Source organism: Fructobacillus sp. ESL1096 (assembly GCF_058511985.1).
On record NZ_CP196400.1, the window covers coordinates 838,576 to 855,305 of the forward strand.

Sequence of the window (16,730 nt, forward strand, 5' to 3'; positions counted from 1 at the left end):
CGGATTTTTCAGACAATAGTTGTCTTTGTAATTAAAATAACAAGAAAAAACAAAAAATATTCTTGTTTTTTAGGTAAATTTACTTGAATATTCATTTAATCTACGTGATAATTTAAGTGTTGCGGACAAGCAGATTTGAGTTTTTGCTCAGTTACTTAATCGTCAACACACAATCAAGCAGTTGCACAGTTTATCAGCACCTATGGGAATAGAGGAGTGAGAATCGCATCATGCAGAATAGCGCTACGAAGAAGATCATTGCAGCAATTGCTGTCTTAGTGGTCGTCATTGGAGGATTCTTTGCCTTTACGGGTTCAAAGCATTCGGATTCATCGACTGACTCATCAAGCAGTAGCAAAAAGATGTCTTTGAAGGAATTAAACATTCAGTTTGTTCCTTCATCACAGGCGGATACCATTTTGGCTAAGGCTAAGCCATTGGAAACCTTGCTTAGCAAGCAGTTGGGTATTCCGGTTCACGTTTCAATCTCGACGGATTACAACACCGTGATTGAAGCAATGGGTTCAAAGAAGGTGGACATGGGCTTCTTGCCACCTGATGGTTATGTTACAGCTCACAAGCAGTATGGTGCAAAAGTTATCTTGCAATCAACACGCTTGGGCATGAAGGATGACAACACTGGTGCAACAACTGATAAGTTAGTTAATAGTTACAAGTCAATGGTTCTGGTTAAGGCAGATTCACCAATCAAGTCAATCAATGATTTGAAGGGGAAGAAGATTGCTGTCCAGGGTGCTACCTCATCAGCTGGGTACATTTACCCAACAGTTGAGCTTTATAAGAAGGGTGTTAACGTTGTCAAAGATTCAACACTTGTTCAAGTCAAGGGACATGATCAAGGTGTAATGTCTGTATTGAACGGGGACACTGACGCTGCCTTTATCTTCGATGACGCACGAAATGTGGTCAAGAAGGATCAGCCAGACGTCTTTAAGAACACACGTGTTCTTTACTACACAAAGGGTATTCCAAACGATACCATTACTTTGCGTAAGGATATTTCAAGCTCTGATTCAGACAAGATTAAGGCTGCGATTATTGCGGTTTCAAAGACGGACGAAGGAAAGAAAGTCTTTAACGATGTTTATTCATGGGCCGGTGTGACCGACTCAAAGGATTCAAACTTTGATGACATCCGCAGTTATGATCAGACGATGAACAAAATTAAGTAAAATGATTTTGTGAAGAAAGGTCGCCGCCATCTTGGATGGTGGCGACCTTTTTATATACGAATTAGAACTTGTTGCAAGACAGAAAAAGGAAGTTTACATGTCAAAAAAGGGCACGATTAAAGTAGAAGGCGTTTCCAAGGTGTACCCTAATGGAGTTGTTGGCCTAGATAATATTAATCTTGATATTGAAGCGGGCGAGTTTGTGGTCATTGTTGGTCTGTCAGGAGCCGGCAAATCAACGCTATTACGGGCGATCAATCGCTTACATGACGTGACAGATGGCCATATCTTGATTGATGGTGAAGAAATTACTAAGGCATCCGGTAAAGAATTGCGGACTCTAAGGCGCAATATTGCCATGATTTTTCAAAACTATAACTTAGTCAAGCGGTCAACGGTTGCTCGCAATGTCCTTTCTGGACGGGTTGGTTACTATCGAACTTGGCAATCGACTTTGGGGCTCTTTACTAGGGAAGACCAGGATCGAGCCGTCAAAAGTTTAAAACGAGTTAACTTGCTCGATAAGTATTATACAAAGGCACGTGACTTATCTGGTGGTCAGCAGCAGCGAGTGGGCATTGCGCGTGCTTTGATGCAGGAACCGGCTGTATTCTTAGCTGATGAACCAGTATCTGGTTTGGATCCTAAGACCACAAAAGTCGTGATGGATGACTTGAAGCGGTTAAACGAAGAGGATGGTTTGACGATTGTGGCTAACTTGCACTCGATGGAGTTAGCCATGGATTATGCCACTCGGATTGTTGGTTTAAAGGCTGGAAAATTAGTCTATGATAAGCCAATCGCCGAAGTTCAGGCTTCTGATTTTCAAAAGATTTATGCAGAAGTGGGTGACCGATGATGGAGAACTTACCAAAACGCAGTTTTGCAAAGGAATGGCACCTTGTTGGATTTAGTTTGTTCATCCTTTTTATCCTGTTGACCTTGCTATCGGGGATGATGACGGGGGCAGGACAAAATTTTTCCTGGGATCAGTTCTTTGATTTGTGGGTCAAGATGTCGAACCCGGATTGGTCTTACTTGCCGGCTATTTTATCACCGATTGCGCAAACGATTCAGATGGCGCTAGTTGGAACCTTGATTGGTGGTGTGGCTGCCATTCCAGTCTCACTATTAGCAGCAGGTAATATTGTTAAAAATCCCTATGTTCGTGGTCTGGTACGTTTTTTGATGAATCTGACCCGGTCACTGCCAGAAATGCTGTTAGCCGCCTTGTTTGTTGCGGTTGTTGGTATTGGGGCTTTTTCCGGGGTCTGTGCTTTAGCGGTCTTCTCTTTTGGAATGGTCTTTAAGCTATTATACGAAGCAATTGAAACAATCGATGAAGGACCACTGGATGCAATGAAGGCGGCCGGTGCCAATAGTGTTCAAATCATTGTCTTTGCAGTTGTTCCACAGGTCTTTAATCAGTTTTTGAGTTTCTTCCTCTATACGCTTGAAATTAATGTTCGCGCCTCAACGGTTCTGGGGTATTTGGGTGCCGGGGGAATTGGACTTTATTTGAATACTACCTTGGAGATGTTCCGTTATGATCGGACTGCTGTGGTGATTTTATCGATTTTAGTGGTGGTGGTCATTGTTGATACCATTTCAAATCAGTTGCGGGAGGCGTTGGCTTAATGATTGAAAAAAGAAGTAGCTGGCAAAAGATTCAACCGTGGGTGATTGGTGCCGTGGTAATCGCCATTTTTGCTTGGGGCTTTTCAGGTGTTCCAATTAATGGCATTAAAAGTACTGCCGGTCAGGTTTTAGGGTCAATTGTTAATGGACTCATTCACCCTGATTGGTCCTATGTTTATTCAGGCGACGGGGAGGATCTGCTGACAGCCTTACTCGAAACCTTGGCCATTGCCTTTTTGGGGACCTTTATTTCGGCTGTTTTGGCGGTTCCTCTGGCTTTTTGGGCTGCAAAAACGAAGAAAAATTTTTTCTCAGCCAAATCAGCTTCCGGAAAATTGTTGTTAACGGTGATTCGTGTTTTTCCAGAACTTGTGTTGGCAATTATGTTCACGAAGGCCGTTGGTCCTGGGGCCTATGCCGGGGTTTTGGCCCTTGGTTTCCATTCCGTTGGCATGATGGGGAAGCTATTTGCTGAAGCGATTGAAAATATCGACCGTGGCCCAAATGAGGCCATTGCAGCAGCTGGTGGATCTTCTTTAGATGGCTTGTCAATGGCCACCTTCCCAGCAGTTTTACCAGAGTTTATGAATTATACGCTCTACCGTTTTGAAATTTCTGTTCGATCGGCTTCTATTTTGGGAATTGTTGGTGCTGGTGGTGTTGGGGCACCATTGATTTTTGCCTTATCAACACGATCATGGCCACGCGTGGGTATTATTTTGATTGGCATTGTGGTCATGGTGACGGTCATTGACTTTATTTCCGGCCAGATCCGGAAGCGCTTGGTATAAAAAAATAACATTTTATAAGGGGATATGCTGGTCATATCTCCCTTTCTTTGGTCAAAAGGGGTAATAATGGTGCAGGTTAAAATTTTATCGACTTCCGATGTGCACGGGTATTTTACGGGTGACGACTTCCGTCGGCCATTGCAAAATACTGGCTTTGGCTTAGCTCGAGCAGCGACGGTTATCGAACAAGAAAAGCAAGCAGCGACCGAGGACCTGGTGATTACCATCGAAAACGGTGACTTTATCCAAGGTTCCCCGCTAACCGACTATGTTGAAAAACAGGCGAGTGCAGAGGGAAGCCTGTACCGGAATTTAGTGGCAACGGTTGGTTACGAAGTTCGCATTTTGGGTAATCATGAATTTAACTATGGTCGGACCTACTTAGAAGAAGTTTTGCATGATGATCAGACGCTCTTAAATGCGAATATCTTGGATAAAGACACGAAGAATCCTTTTATTGGGCGTCCATACCAAATCTTTGAAAAAGGTGGCTTGAAGGTGGCAGTCATCGGAGTCACCACCCAGTACATTCCCCATTGGGAAAAACCTGAAAACATCAAGGGCTTGCTTTTTCAAGATCCGGTCAAGATTGTTTCAAACCTAGTTGCTGATCTCCGCTTCCAAGTGGACAAAATCGTGGTTGCTTATCATGGCGGTTTTAATCGTGATTTAAAAACAGGGCAAGCTCTGGAACCGCTCACTCAGGAAAATCAGGGAACTGATTTATTGACGATTGAAGGGGTTGATGCACTAGTGACGGGGCACCAGCACCGCACACTAGCAGAAGTTGTTAATGGTAAGCCAATCACACAGCCTGGCTATCGTGGCGACCATGTTGGGGTAATCACCTTGTCCGATCAACAGGTTGCAGCAAAAACGATTGCAACGGCAACGGCTGGTGAAAACTTGGCGATTATGGCGCTAGCAGAGCCATTGTTGAACCGGGTCAATCAGTGGTTGGACGAACCCGTTGGCCATGTTGGGGATAACATGCGGATCACGGATCATTTTTCCGCTCGTCTCCATGGCCATCCCTTTACGGAGTTGATTAACCGGGTTCAGATGGCTGCAACTGGAGCAAAAATTTCTGCTAATGCCATTTTTAATGATGAAATGCGGGGCTTTGATAATACGGTCACGATTCGAGATGTGATGACTAATTATATCTACCCAAATACTCTGGCGGTTGTTGCGCTAACGGGAGCAGAACTTGTGTTGGCTTTGGAACAGAACGCTAATTATTTTGATTGGCAGGATGGTCAGCCAATGGTTAGCTTAGACTATCTTTATCCAAAGCCAGCTCATTTTAATGAGGATATTTGGAGTGGGGTCGCGTATACGTTGGATGTAAAAAAGCCACGTGGCCAGCGAATTAGCGCTGTGATGGTCGGCGGACAAGCCATCCAACCAGAAGCAAAATACGAGGTCGTGGTGAACAATTATCGCGCTGGTGGAGCTGGAAATAGTATTTTTAACCGTAATCAAGTTGTCCGTGAGGGGCAAACGGACGTTGCTCAGCTGATTGTTGATTATCTACGACAACATCCAAAAATCAGGATTGATCAGCCAACGAACATCCACGTTGTTAACTAAAAAAGCAGGTTTCAGATCCCAGTTTGGGTATGAAACCTGCTTTTTTATCGATGATGAAGTTTTAGTCTGTTTGACTGTTTGATTGCTTACAGGCTTGTTAGCCCTGACTCTGGCACCCTTGATTTCTTAATGCAGGCTTTTGCAGCCTTGTCGTGGTAGAGCGTTACTAATTTCATTAGTCGCTCATCAAGGACGTTCAAAAATTAAAATCAATTGGCATGAGATTCTCCAAAAAACAAAAAAGAATGCCACTAACAATGGAGTTAGCAGCATCCTTTTGAGGGGGCTATTTATTGATTAATCCCAGTCAAGGTTAACTAATCGCTTAGCGACTAATCACTTGGTGGACAACCTGGTAATCAGTTTCATAGTTTTCAGTTTCTTCTGATTGTGGCATTGGACTGACTTTTGTCAGTTTTTCTTCTGCCACCGGGTAGCCATCCTCACGCTCAATCTGGAAAAGTGGCCGGTGCTTGACCTCGGTAAAGATTTTACCAATATAGGTACCGACAACACCCAAAGCAATTAGGTTCAAACCACCGAGCAACCAGATGGAAATCATTAATGATGACCAGCCAGCCGTTGGATTGCCGACGACTTTTTCAAAAACCGTATAAGCAATTTCGATGCCAGCAATTCCGAGGACGAGAATTCCTAGGTGCAGCAGTAAGCGAATTGGTTGGATACTAAAACTTGTGATCCCATCAATGGCAAAGGAGAACATCTTTTTTAGTGGATATTTAGACTTACCGGCTTGACGCTCACCACGCTCGTAGTAGACCTTAGCAGACTGGAACCCAACCAAGGGAACCATTGCCCTGAGAAAGACGTTGCGTTCTGGCATTTTGAGGAGGGCCTTCACGGCAACTTTACTCATTAAGCGGAAATCAGCATGGTTGGGGACCATTTTGACCCCTAACCAACCAGCCAGCTTGTAGAAAGCTAGAGCTGAATTACGTTTGAACCAAGTATCAGTTTCGCGGCTGGAGCGTACAGCATAGACGACTTCATTGCCTTCTAAATACTTTTCGACCATTTGTTTAATGACGTCCGGATTGTCCTGCATGTCGGCATCAAGGGTAATCATGATATCTGCCAGCTTGCTACTTTCCGTCATACCGGCCAACAGGGCTGGTTGGTGACCAAAGTTTTTAGACAACTTGACACCGATAATATCGGAATTTTGTCGTTCTTGCTGTTGAATAATTGACCAGGTCTTATCCGCTGAACCATCATCAACAATCATAATGAAGCTATCTTCGCTGACAAGCATCTGATTAACCAAGCTTGCTTTAATCCCTTGGAGGACGTTCAACGTGGTAGGAAGAACTTCTTCTTCATTATAAGCTGGTAGGATTAACCCTAATCGTGGGATTTTTGAACGTGTCAACATAATTGGACTCCTTTCGTCTTAATAAATTGAGGACAAATCGTACAAGGTAGAGCTTGAGGAGCCACCCATTCCTGTTGGACCACCGGCTGTCATGCGGGCTGTAGGTGAACCGCCAGCAGTTGTCGTTGTTGTAGTGGTTGCTGTTGTTGCTTGGTTAGTAGTTGTCGTTTTAGACTTTGAACTTGAGTCATAGTTGACAACTGTACCCTTTGCTTTTACCCAGGCCAGAATTTTCTTAATTTGGCCATCAGAACTCTTACTACGGGAACCAAGGACGAAGTACTTCAACTTGCCGTCCTTGACAAGCTGCTTAAATTGCTTAAAGGTCATCGTTGGATCAGTACCATTGTAACCTCCAAGGGCCATGACAGCCTTCCCTGATTTGATAATGTAACCGGAAGCGGAGTTTGAATCAGTTGTGGCAAAAAGGTACTTAGCAGAACCTTGGTGCTTTTCAGTGTAGGCTAAGAGCTTTTTGTTGACAGTACCACCCATATCGGTACCGCCACGACTGAAGAGTGATGGACCAGCAGCTGGAATGGCTGCTGAAGTATGGGTGATAGTTGGTGTGGAAGCCCAGAAGGCACCCATCGCCAAGACTGAAACAGCTGTGGCAATCACTTTTGCTTTGATTGCTGTTTTTTGTGGGAAGAGCCACCAGACACCAAGGCCAATGGCCAAGACAATCAGGATTCCAGTAATCACTGGATAATAAGAAGAAACGTAATAAGCTTGTAGGAGGAGCGTGGCAATCACGGCTACACTAAGCATGATGCGAGCAACAAATGGTTGCGTCTTGTCAACGGTTTCATCTTCAGTGTTGACATTGACCTTCATCATTTTGGTAACGGCAGCGACACCGATGGCCGTTAAGGCAGCAATGGCTGGTGCCAACATGATGGTGTAGTATGGGTGGAAGAATGAAGCAACTGAGAAGAAGCCGTAAACAGGGACGAACCAGCCGGCCCACAGGAGAACTTCTTCTTGTTGACTTGTAACGTGGTACCACTTGCTGCCGCGCTTGCGGAAGCCAAGCCAACCAGCAATGAGGCCAAGGAAGGCTAATGGGAGATACCAACCAATTTGAGAACCAAGATCGGATTGGAAGAGACGGAATGGCCCGATAGAACCGATGGCGAAGGCACTTCCAGCACCGCCCATGCCGCCACGCTTGCCAGTTTTACCACCAGGTTGACCGGTCATCTTGCCCATCTTACCGGTTGGCTTTTGGCCGTTCATACCAGTAGGAGCTTGACCAGCTTGGCCTGTTGGTGCTTGACCAGTTGGTGTATTGCCATTAGTGGTCTGACCGGTTTGTGTGCCGGTCTGATTTTGACCATTGGTTCCTGTTGTAGGAGCCTGGCCCATTTGATTAACACCAGTGGTTGATTTTGAAGACTTTGAAGTCTTCTTTGTTCCCATACCAGAGAATGTCCCACCAGTACCAGTTGATTGCCCAAGTAAACGTTGTGTCCCGTTGTAGCCAAAGGCTAATTCCATCAAGGAATTAGTTTGAGAACTACCAATATAAGGACGTGAACTCTTGCTTGCTGAATCAACCGCCATTGGGTAAGCCAAGGTGAAGACGGAAAGGGAAACGACTGCAAGTCCTAACCAGCCAACCTTCTTTTTCCAAGGGACCTTGATGGCGATGATGTAGTAGACGAACATGGCTGGTAAAATCATGAAGGCTTGGAGCATCTTGATGTTAAAGGAAACACCAATCAGAGCAAAGCTCAACATGACTAACCAGACATTCTTCTTATTAACAGCTTTTTGCAAGGTGAAAACTGCTAACAGAAGGAAAAGTACTAAGATGGCATCCATGTTGTTTGTCCGACTATTGGCAACAACGGTGGGCGTCAACGTCATGAATAGCGCTGCTGTTCGTCCTGCCCAGACACCAAATTTTGGCTCTAAGAGACGGTACATTAGGTAAACAGAGGCGATTCCTGCTAAGACACTTGGGAGGACAACGGACCAGCCGTGAACACCGAAAATCTTAGCGGAGATGGCCATGAACCAAAGCGCAACAGGTGGCTTATCCACCGTAATGAAGCCGGCGGGGTCAAAAGCCCCATACCAGAAGTTTGACCATGACTTGGTCATGGAAGTGATGGCTGCAGTGTAGAAACTGTTAGCACTGCCTGCATCCCAGATACCCCAACCATATAAAATGGCGCTAAGAATCAGAATGCCGACTAGGTACCAATCAAGTTTGTGTATCCTTTTTAATCGCAAAAGCGAGGACCTCCTTCGTTCGAATAAAGTTAGTGTAGGCCTAAAGCGCTATATCAAGATTAAGTGAGTATCAAGTGAAGATTAAAATAGCCAACGAACTATAATCCGTTACTAGATAAATGAAAAAATAAAAAACCATCAAAAAAATTGACAGTCTCTAACACCGATAAAAAAGCTCACAATTGAGCCTTGATTAAGCTGCATAACAGGAAATAAGAATAGGGCAACAGCTACCATTAAAAGACTTTTTGTAGTTGAAATAGCAAAAACATGGAAAGCAGATGGCTGTTTTCCATCGGCCATCAAACGGCCACTAACAAAGGTGGTCAAGTTGGTGAAAAACCATGTTTGAGTCATTTTTACGCCTCCGGTATTCTTATAAAGAAGTATGGGCTTTCGAATAAAAATTGTCAAGATAAGCCCGTGTAGTCCAAATTTTTTTAAAATCAGTCTGAAAGAGACTGTGATGGTTGTCTTTAATAAAACATTGTTTGCTGATAAAGGTGCTATAATGTAAAAAAATATGGTGCAATAACGAATATCCGAGTGGGTATTCGAACCGAAAAGGAAAAATAACATGAAAATGCTTGTTATTCAGGGGCACCCTGATCAAGAATCATTTACCCACGCTAATGCGATGAATTTCGCAGCGGTGGCAAAAGAAAAGGGCCATGACGTTCAAGTTGTTGACCTAGCAACTGCTAATTTTGATTGTGTCCTACGCTATGGTTATCGCCAGCATATGGACGATGAAAGTTTTCCGATGCTCGTTCAAGAAAAAATTGCTTGGGCAGATCGGATTTCATTCTTCTTCCCCATTTGGTGGTCAGCAGAACCGTCTGTTTTGAAGGGGATGATTGACCGTGTCTTCACACCTGGCTTTGCTTATAACCGTCGTAACGGGAAAATCGTTAAGCACCTAACGGGCAAGAAGGCGGACGTCTTTACAAGTTCTAATTTTGGCGGCTGGTATTACAAGCTGTTTGGTAACATTGTGAGCCGTTATAAGTTAGGAATTTTTTCTTACACAGGAATTAAGCTGAACAAAGCTTATGTTTTGGGTCACATGGATTCAGGAGTGACACAAAAAGACCGGCAAGCATATATTGAAAAGTGTGCGGCGACAATTGACTAAATGAAAAGAAGGACTGGTGTTAATGAACGCCAGTCCTTTTCTGTTCCGGATTTTGCTGTTTGAAATAATGGCCTTATAGGTGAAAGAGAGGGCAACGCCACCAAAGAGTCACATGCTAGTGGACTTTTTGGTGACCAACCAGAGAGAACAGATTTGAAAATAACCCGACTAGCAAATCTCTTTTTTGGTTCTGATTAACTAGTTTTTTTCACAAAGTTTCTTCAATTATAGTTCTATCAGTTCAGTACTAGTATTCAGCTTCCAAGGTTCTTTTTTTGTGGTTTCTTGTCGATAAAAGACGTAAAAAAGAAGCCGAAACTCTTAGTAAGTTGGCCTCTATTAAAAAATATCGGTTCATTCTTTTACGGACTGTTAGTTGTCGAAAAAACTATCCGGCATCGTATTGACCAAAAAATCGGCCATTTCTTCGGGGCTTTCCTTGGCTCCATTTTGTAACCAGGCCATCATTACGTGGAAGGAAGCACCGAAAACAAAGATGTGCTGATAATTAAAACTATCCTTTTTTTCAGGGTGTTTAGCTTTGATGATTTCACCAAAGTTCACAAAAAATTCATAAATATGGCTAGAAAGGCCCCGGTCGATTAACAGCATAAAGCGCTCTTCCTGACTCTTAAAAGCCACAAAAGAATCAGTAAAGTGAATTTTCATTGTTTCCCGGCTGCGATTATGAGAGGGTGCACTTTGTTTTTCTTGCTGATGATGTTGAACAACCAAACAGGTTAAATAAAAGGTCAGAATATCTTCAATACTATCGAAGTTGCGGTAGTAGCTCACCCGTGCAACCCCAGCTGACTTAATCAACTGGGCAACACGGATTTCTGAAAGGGGTTGTTCTTTTAATTGTTCAAAAAAACCGTCAACAATTTGTTGCTTAACTCGGATATTTTCTTGTTGGCCAAATTTCATCTGGTTTCCTCCACGACAGGTGTCGTTTTGTGATTAAATTCCTTTATTTCTAAGAATATTATAGCAAATAAAAGAATTTAGTGAAACAGGTTGACTCAGTTAATTCTAGCTGTTACACTATGTTCCATGAAATAACTGGTACACATTGTACCACGAAAGGAAATAACGATGGAAGCAGTTCAAACAAACAAGCGAACTTACAATCGAACACTCGTCGTAGTAGTCATGATGATTGCCATGACAGCCGGTGCGTTGATGCAGACATCATTGGGGACGGCCATTCCTTCTCTAATGAAAGCTTTCAACATTAACTTGTCAACAGCACAACAAGCAACGACATGGTTCCTTCTCTTTAATGGGATGATGGTGCCACTGTCAGCTTACTTAGCTAACCGAATTCCGACTAAAGTTTTACACATGATTGCCTACGGATTACTCTTTATTGGGGTCCTGGTAACCATGTCGACACCAGAAAATAGTGGGTCTTGGTGGATTTTCATTATTGGTCGAATTATTTCAGCCATGGCCTTTGGAATTATGATGCCAATGATGCAAATCGTCATCTTGAACATGTATGCCCCCGAAGAGCGAGGCGCAGCCATGGGTGCGATGGGATTAGTCATCGGAATGGCTCCAGCCATTGGGCCAACCTTGTCAGGGTGGATTTTGAAGCAAGATCATACAATTTTAGGCTTCACCTTGTCTGATAGTTGGCGCTCAACTTTCTTAATTCCTTTGATTATCACTGGGATTGCGCTGATTATGACACCATTTTTGATGAAAAATGTTGTGCCAACTAAGAAGGTTAAGCTTGATTTCTTATCATTAATTCTTTCAACAATTGGTTTTGGTCTCTTCTTGTGGGGCTTCACCAATGTTGGCGCACACGGTTGGGGTAATGTGCCAAACGTCCTTGTCCCAGTTTTTGCCGGTGTTTTGCTTATCGTAATCTTTGTTTGGCGTCAGTTGAAATTGTCGAATCCATTTTTGGACGTGAAGGTTTTCTTGACTAAGGACTTCACGATTCCAACTGTTGTTGGAATTTTGGCGATGATGGCCATGTTCGGTGTTGAAATGATGTTGCCAACGTACTTGCAAAACGTGCGTGGCTTGTCAGCCTTTGACTCTGGATTAACTTTGCTTTGGGGAGCCTTGTTAATGGGGGTCTTCAGTGCCGTCTCGGGCGCCTTGTATAACAAGGTTGGTGCAAGGGTCTTGGGAATGGTCGGTTTTGCTATTCTTGGTTTGGGAACTTTCCCATTCTTGTTCTTAACTCCTGAAACACCAACGATTATTATTACTGTCTTGTATGGTGTTCGAATGGCCGGAATTGCCATGGCGATGATGCCAATGACAACCAATGCGATGGCCGCTTTGCCTGATGCAAAGGCATCTCATGGAACTGCTGCCAATAACACCTTGCGTCAGGTGGCCAACTCTGTGGTGGTTGCTTTACTGACATCAGTTGTCCAAAACGTAATCAACAACAATACACCAAGTACCCATCTGAAGGTTACAGAACCATTGCGTTACGCAAGCAAGATGTTGGATGCTTCTTTGGATGGTTTCAAGATTGCCTTTATGATTAGTCTTGGTTTCGCCGTGTTGGGCTTCATCTTGGCATTCTTTGTTAAGCAAGATAAGAAGGAGGAAGCTTAATCATGATTTTGGTAATTATTCCGCTTTTTGTTATCTTGACTGCTGCTAGCTGGTTTTTGATTCCATCAAAAGTCTTGAAGGTTATTTTGGGAACAATTTTCTCATTGGCAATGATTGCTTCAATCGGTCTGTTGGCTGCTAATATGGACGCTCATTACGGGATGAAGAAGGAAACAACAGTCGCAACAAAGGAAGTTTACTCTGCTGCACCTGCTCAAATGCCTGTTGGCATGGTTGCTGCTAAGAAGATTGGTACTGATGACTATGTCTTGGTTTATAAAGACCAAGCAGCGGACAAGGAAGCATCTGCTCACTTTGTTCCTGATACGAGTGACATTGTGAAAGCAGTTAAGCAGTCAGCTACTTATAAGAAGGCTGATATTCAAACTGCTCAAGTCAAGACAACGACGACGAAATGGGTTTACAAGAATGACACTTATAAGTGGTTGTTCAAGCAAAATAAAGAAGATAACTTGGTCAAGGAAGTACACACTTTAGAAGTGCCTACTAGCTGGCAAGTTGTTCTGAAGTAACTAACGCTTAAAGTTAACTTATGCTTAAAATACATTTCTGCTTAATTTATTCTTCTCTCCAAGCACCCGGATTCTGCTTTCCGGGTGCTTTTTCTATTTTGGTATTGATTTCTGTTATAATTGAAATAAAAGTGTAAAGAGGGTGGCTGAAATGCTGACACCATTAATTTATTTATTATTAGCGCTTATCGTCATTGCAATCGTTGCTGTTGCCATTGATAAGCGAAACTTCATTTTTGGGAGTTTATTAATTTTTTCCTTGCTGCTGACTGTCATGGCTTTGTACCTGAAACTGGCTGGCTATGTTTTAGACCAGCAGGTACCAGTGATGAACGTTCTAGTCATTTTATTACCAATTGTGGTTATTGCCTTCCTCATTTTTTGGTTGGTGCGTAATACTAATATTATTTCCCATAAGGAAGGTCAAAGCTTCACTGCTAAATTAGCGCTCTTTTTGGCTGTAACGATGGGCATTGACTTTTATTTACTTTTTGTAGTTGGAGAAGTCCATGGCCGCTTGCTTTGCTTTGCTTATGTTCTGGGATTGTTAATTTACAATACTTTCTTCCTGCTTTTTCTTAGTTATCTGGGTTATTCACTTTTATATCAAGTTTTGCCTGCCACGAAAAAGGCCGATTACATGATTGTTCTTGGCAGTTATATCCATAATGGCCGAGTAACGCCGTTGCTCCAAAGTCGGGTAGATCAAGCTTTGCACTATTATCGCCAGGCCGATGAAGGGCAGAAGCCTAAGTTTGTGGTTTCCGGCGGAAAGGGATCTGACGAAAGTACTTCTGAAGCGGATGCCATGCGCAAGTATTTACTTGAAGTTGGTGTACCGACAGAAAAGATTATCTTAGAGGATCAGTCCCGCAATACCTTTGAGAATTTTATGTTTTCTAAGGAGAAAATTTTAGCGGACTGGGAAAAATCAGGCCACACCGGTCAACCGCAGATTCTCTTTGCGACCAGTAATTACCATGTTATGCGGGCCAGCCTTTATTCCAAGCGAATTGGTTTTTCAGCCCAGGGAATCGGCGCACCAACTTCTCTGTACTTTTTGCCGACGGCCTTGATCCGAGAGTACATCGGAATTCTTTCTTATTACCGTCTGATTACCTTTTTGCTTTTGGTCGTTGAAGCCTTTCTTGCCTATTTTCTTGCCTTTTAAAAAAACGATGGTCACTGATGTTTGGTCAGTGGTCATCGTTTTTGATAGTATTACTGCTAATCGGGGCTAGTTCGAATTTGATTTTCTTGCCTGGCATTAATGAAGGGTCATCAGGTTATAAATAATAAAGGCAAGCCCGATTAGAAAAAGAAAGGCGGCAATTCCAAGCAGTGGGAGCATGCTAACGTCTCCCTTGCGGAAAAGCTTCCAGCCATGAGCAGCCGCAAATAAGATAATTAATAAAGCAAAGGCAACGACGAGTAATCCAACAATGGCCATGATTTTGGCTCCTTTCAACTCCTCAATAAGGAATATTATACCGATTAATAGTTGATTGAAAAAGAGACAATCTGGTCAACCTGTTGTTTTTGACTAGTATTAAAAGTTAGATCGGGCATTAGTAGTTAGCGAATGTGATTCTTTGACCGCGGCGATTGATGAGGGTTTGCTTTTGCTATTTAAAGACTGGTAATTCGCCCAAAAGTTGCACAATGATAATCCAGAGTGGCAAGACTATGGTGGCTGAAATTGTCGAAATCAGTGAGGTATTGGCCGCCAGTAAGCTTTGATGGTTGAAGGCCATGGCGTAGTTGACTGCCACCGTTGCAACGGGGGTCGCCATCATGATGACCATTGTTGCCATTGCCACTTGGTCAACGGGCAAAAGATGGGTGACATTTGCTAAGATGGCGATGGCCGCCATGATGATTGGGACAATGATGACTTTATTAAAGGAATAGTACCAAGCGGTGTGGTTTTTAATGGCATCTGTGAAGGACATCTGAGCCAAGTTTGCCCCAATGGCTAACCAAGCCAGTGGCGATGCTAGACCGGCTAATAGTTTCATCCAGGAAAAAAGCCAAGGGGCGGTTACATCGAGGCGGTAGAAGGCCACGTGGCTGGGATTACTTTCACTGTAGCTACTAATTTGAGGCATCCAGTTTTGACTAACCCAGAGGATTAGGCCAAGAAAAGTGGCAATGACAATTGGATTAACCAGCATTTTTTTGATGTGCTCGCCGCGTAGCTGTTCGCCAGACATTTTGATGTAGGCGTAGGAGTATAAGAAGACACGATAGCCGATATTAAAAACGGAGGCGTACATAATTCCTTTGGCACCGTAAACAGCGCCCGCGATTGGCATCCCGAAAAAGGTCGTTGATCCAAAAGCAGTTAACACACCTAAAACTTCGCGTTGGTCTTTGCCGTAGCGACCGTATAAAAAGGGCATCGTGACAATCAAGATAACATAAATAATCAAGCCCCAAATCAGAACATCGATACTTTGAACGAGGGTTTGATGGTTCAATGGCGTAAGAAAGGCTGTAAAGGCTAAGAGGGGGAGGGCAACACTCATGGTAATGCTCGTCAAGGTTTTGACGGCGTCTTGGCTAAGAGTTTGCCGGTTGCGGAGAAAAAAACCTAATAGGATAGTTCCTAGGGTTTCCACAATTGCAGCGATAATCGAATTGTTGGTAAGCGTTTTTTCAAGAGCAGAACTAATCGACATGTATACCTCCCGTTGCCAATTTTTGGCGCCTAATGGTTTATTTATTAGTCTATCATTAAAATTAAATTAGAACAATTCTCTTGTTAGAAAAATTAACTTACAAAGCTGTAACGAAATGAAATAAAAGAAATGGCTAAAAAGATTGTTCGATTATCGAAGTTCTTGTATAATAGTATTATTCTTTATGTGAGACAAAAATAGCCCCAACCAGTAATGGTTGGGGCTTTCTGCTGTCTTCTGCAAAATTAGTTACCGAAGTTAACAGTTGGATTTTCTTGGGCAGAACTGTCTGCGGTGAAGTAGTTGAACTTATGGTGATTGGTTAGAGAAGCCACCAAAGAACTTGGAAATGCTACAACTTTATTATTGTAGTCTTGAACAGCCTTGTTATAAACCTTACGTTCGTAAGTGACACGGTTGTTGACACCTTCTAGTTGGACCATCAAAGTTTGGATTTGGTCAGAGGACTTCAAATCCGGATAGTTTTCGTTAATTGTGGAAACCATCAAATTGAAAGCCTTATCTTGATTTTGCATGGCTGTTGTCTTTTGGTCTTGATCATTGGCATTTGCATAGCTTTGCTTTGCTTGATTGTATTGAGTTCTGGCATCGGCAATCTTACCGTAAATGGCAGATTCCTGTCCCTGGGCTCCCTTAACAGCATTGACCAAATTTGGAATCAAATCGGCGCGGTTTTGCAGCGCGGTTTGAATCCCACCCGTGGCAGCATCAACATCCTGTTCCTTGCGGGATAAGCCGTTGGCAGAAGAAATAAAGCCACCAATGAGAATGATGAAGACAAGGGCAATGACTGCCGTAATTTGCCAACCACGTTTCTTGTAAAAGGGTGCCTTTTCATTAATAATCGTCATGATTCGTATCCTTTATCGTTGTTTAGCGATGAGCTATTAGAAATATTGTAGCGAGGAATGGGCTTTGAAACAAG

Annotated in this window: 16 protein-coding genes; 9 read left to right on the forward strand and 7 right to left on the reverse strand. The window is 43.2% G+C overall.

Annotated elements, in window-relative coordinates; translation table 11 throughout:
* Positions 1-230 precede the first annotated feature (230 nt).
* The 5 genes from ACSYSR_RS04035 to ACSYSR_RS04055 all read left to right on the forward strand — a co-directional run bounded on the left by ACSYSR_RS04035 (position 231) and on the right by ACSYSR_RS04055 (position 5,215).
* Positions 231-1,193 carry a phosphate/phosphite/phosphonate ABC transporter substrate-binding protein gene (locus ACSYSR_RS04035; protein WP_489816067.1) on the forward strand — a complete coding sequence of 321 codons (963 nt, stop codon included), beginning with the start codon at positions 231-233 and terminating at the stop codon, positions 1,191-1,193.
* A gap of 97 nt (positions 1,194-1,290) precedes the next feature.
* Positions 1,291-2,052 carry a phosphonate ABC transporter ATP-binding protein gene (gene phnC, locus ACSYSR_RS04040; RefSeq protein ID WP_489816066.1) on the forward strand — a complete coding sequence of 254 codons (762 nt, stop codon included), beginning with the start codon at positions 1,291-1,293 and terminating at the stop codon, positions 2,050-2,052.
* On the forward strand, positions 2,049-2,831 hold the full coding sequence (gene phnE, locus ACSYSR_RS04045) for a phosphonate ABC transporter, permease protein PhnE (RefSeq protein WP_252773452.1): 783 nt from the start codon (positions 2,049-2,051) through the stop codon (positions 2,829-2,831). The genes phnC and phnE (ACSYSR_RS04045) overlap by 4 nt, the downstream gene beginning before the upstream one ends.
* Complete coding sequence (phnE, locus tag ACSYSR_RS04050) at positions 2,831-3,622, forward strand: phosphonate ABC transporter, permease protein PhnE (protein WP_489816065.1); 792 nt, start codon at positions 2,831-2,833, stop codon at positions 3,620-3,622. Before phnE (ACSYSR_RS04045) ends, phnE (ACSYSR_RS04050) begins: the two co-directional genes overlap by 1 nt.
* A gap of 66 nt (positions 3,623-3,688) precedes the next feature.
* A complete protein-coding gene (locus tag ACSYSR_RS04055; protein ID WP_489816064.1) occupies positions 3,689-5,215 on the forward strand; it encodes a bifunctional metallophosphatase/5'-nucleotidase in 1,527 nt (508 codons plus the stop codon).
* 325 nt (positions 5,216-5,540) lie between these two features.
* Here ACSYSR_RS04055 and ACSYSR_RS04060 read toward each other — a convergent pair whose 3' ends face one another.
* The 3 genes from ACSYSR_RS04060 to ACSYSR_RS04070 all read right to left on the reverse strand — a co-directional run bounded on the left by ACSYSR_RS04060 (position 5,541) and on the right by ACSYSR_RS04070 (position 9,206).
* Positions 5,541-6,608 carry a glycosyltransferase family 2 protein gene (locus tag ACSYSR_RS04060; RefSeq protein ID WP_489816063.1) on the reverse strand — a complete coding sequence of 356 codons (1,068 nt, stop codon included), beginning with the start codon at positions 6,606-6,608 and terminating at the stop codon, positions 5,541-5,543.
* Positions 6,609-6,626: 18 nt separating this feature from the next.
* Positions 6,627-8,849, reverse strand: coding sequence for a glycosyltransferase family 39 protein (locus ACSYSR_RS04065; RefSeq protein WP_489816062.1), 2,223 nt, complete (start codon positions 8,847-8,849; stop codon positions 6,627-6,629).
* A 138-nt stretch (positions 8,850-8,987) separates the two neighbouring features.
* On the reverse strand, positions 8,988-9,206 hold the full coding sequence (locus ACSYSR_RS04070) for a hypothetical protein (protein WP_489816061.1): 219 nt from the start codon (positions 9,204-9,206) through the stop codon (positions 8,988-8,990).
* Positions 9,207-9,426: 220 nt separating this feature from the next.
* On the opposite strand from ACSYSR_RS04070, the gene ACSYSR_RS04075 reads away from it, so the two are divergent.
* Entirely contained in the window at positions 9,427-9,984 is a 558-nt protein-coding gene (locus ACSYSR_RS04075; RefSeq protein ID WP_252773458.1) for an NAD(P)H-dependent oxidoreductase, read from the forward strand.
* 372 nt (positions 9,985-10,356) lie between these two features.
* Here the strand turns inward: ACSYSR_RS04075 and ACSYSR_RS04080 are convergent, their stop codons facing one another.
* On the reverse strand, positions 10,357-10,911 hold the full coding sequence (locus ACSYSR_RS04080; RefSeq protein WP_489816060.1) for a TetR/AcrR family transcriptional regulator: 555 nt from the start codon (positions 10,909-10,911) through the stop codon (positions 10,357-10,359).
* Positions 10,912-11,079: 168 nt separating this feature from the next.
* Here ACSYSR_RS04080 and ACSYSR_RS04085 point away from each other — a divergent pair, with 168 nt between their 5' ends.
* From ACSYSR_RS04085 to ACSYSR_RS04095, 3 genes are all read left to right on the forward strand, one after another.
* A complete protein-coding gene (locus tag ACSYSR_RS04085) occupies positions 11,080-12,570 on the forward strand; it encodes an MDR family MFS transporter (protein ID WP_489816059.1) in 1,491 nt (496 codons plus the stop codon).
* A 2-nt stretch (positions 12,571-12,572) separates the two neighbouring features.
* Positions 12,573-13,103, forward strand: coding sequence for a DUF4811 domain-containing protein (locus tag ACSYSR_RS04090; RefSeq protein WP_489816058.1), 531 nt, complete (start codon positions 12,573-12,575; stop codon positions 13,101-13,103).
* A gap of 151 nt (positions 13,104-13,254) precedes the next feature.
* Positions 13,255-14,274 (forward strand): YdcF family protein, encoded by a 1,020-nt coding sequence (locus tag ACSYSR_RS04095; protein ID WP_489816057.1) that lies wholly within the window; start codon positions 13,255-13,257, stop codon positions 14,272-14,274.
* Between the two features lie 96 nt (positions 14,275-14,370).
* Here the strand turns inward: ACSYSR_RS04095 and ACSYSR_RS04100 are convergent, their stop codons facing one another.
* From ACSYSR_RS04100 to ACSYSR_RS04110, 3 genes are all read right to left on the reverse strand, one after another.
* Positions 14,371-14,553, reverse strand: coding sequence for a hypothetical protein (locus ACSYSR_RS04100; RefSeq protein ID WP_489816056.1), 183 nt, complete (start codon positions 14,551-14,553; stop codon positions 14,371-14,373).
* Between the two features lie 175 nt (positions 14,554-14,728).
* Positions 14,729-15,784, reverse strand: coding sequence for an AEC family transporter (locus ACSYSR_RS04105; RefSeq protein WP_489816055.1), 1,056 nt, complete (start codon positions 15,782-15,784; stop codon positions 14,729-14,731).
* A 245-nt stretch (positions 15,785-16,029) separates the two neighbouring features.
* Positions 16,030-16,656, reverse strand: a complete 627-nt coding sequence (locus tag ACSYSR_RS04110; protein ID WP_252773467.1) for a LemA family protein — start codon at positions 16,654-16,656, stop codon at positions 16,030-16,032.
* Positions 16,657-16,730 lie beyond the last annotated feature (74 nt).

What these genes read in the sequence shown, in the direction of transcription:
- ACSYSR_RS04035 (WP_489816067.1), top strand. Translation starts at nt 231, where the DNA reads ATGCAGAATAGCGCTACGAAGAAGATCATTGCAGCAATTGCTGTCTTA.
- phnC (WP_489816066.1), top strand. Translation starts at nt 1,291, where the DNA reads ATGTCAAAAAAGGGCACGATTAAAGTAGAAGGCGTTTCCAAGGTGTAC.
- phnE (WP_252773452.1), top strand. Translation starts at nt 2,049, where the DNA reads ATGATGGAGAACTTACCAAAACGCAGTTTTGCAAAGGAATGGCACCTT.
- phnE (WP_489816065.1), top strand. Translation starts at nt 2,831, where the DNA reads ATGATTGAAAAAAGAAGTAGCTGGCAAAAGATTCAACCGTGGGTGATT.
- ACSYSR_RS04055 (WP_489816064.1), top strand. Translation starts at nt 3,689, where the DNA reads ATGGTGCAGGTTAAAATTTTATCGACTTCCGATGTGCACGGGTATTTT.
- ACSYSR_RS04060 (WP_489816063.1), bottom strand. Translation starts at nt 6,608, where the DNA reads ATGTTGACACGTTCAAAAATCCCACGATTAGGGTTAATCCTACCAGCT.
- ACSYSR_RS04070 (WP_489816061.1), bottom strand. Translation starts at nt 9,206, where the DNA reads ATGACTCAAACATGGTTTTTCACCAACTTGACCACCTTTGTTAGTGGC.
- ACSYSR_RS04075 (WP_252773458.1), top strand. Translation starts at nt 9,427, where the DNA reads ATGAAAATGCTTGTTATTCAGGGGCACCCTGATCAAGAATCATTTACC.
- ACSYSR_RS04080 (WP_489816060.1), bottom strand. Translation starts at nt 10,911, where the DNA reads ATGAAATTTGGCCAACAAGAAAATATCCGAGTTAAGCAACAAATTGTT.
- ACSYSR_RS04085 (WP_489816059.1), top strand. Translation starts at nt 11,080, where the DNA reads ATGGAAGCAGTTCAAACAAACAAGCGAACTTACAATCGAACACTCGTC.
- ACSYSR_RS04090 (WP_489816058.1), top strand. Translation starts at nt 12,573, where the DNA reads ATGATTTTGGTAATTATTCCGCTTTTTGTTATCTTGACTGCTGCTAGC.
- ACSYSR_RS04095 (WP_489816057.1), top strand. Translation starts at nt 13,255, where the DNA reads ATGCTGACACCATTAATTTATTTATTATTAGCGCTTATCGTCATTGCA.
- ACSYSR_RS04100 (WP_489816056.1), bottom strand. Translation starts at nt 14,553, where the DNA reads ATGGCCATTGTTGGATTACTCGTCGTTGCCTTTGCTTTATTAATTATC.
- ACSYSR_RS04105 (WP_489816055.1), bottom strand. Translation starts at nt 15,784, where the DNA reads ATGTCGATTAGTTCTGCTCTTGAAAAAACGCTTACCAACAATTCGATT.
- ACSYSR_RS04110 (WP_252773467.1), bottom strand. Translation starts at nt 16,656, where the DNA reads ATGACGATTATTAATGAAAAGGCACCCTTTTACAAGAAACGTGGTTGG.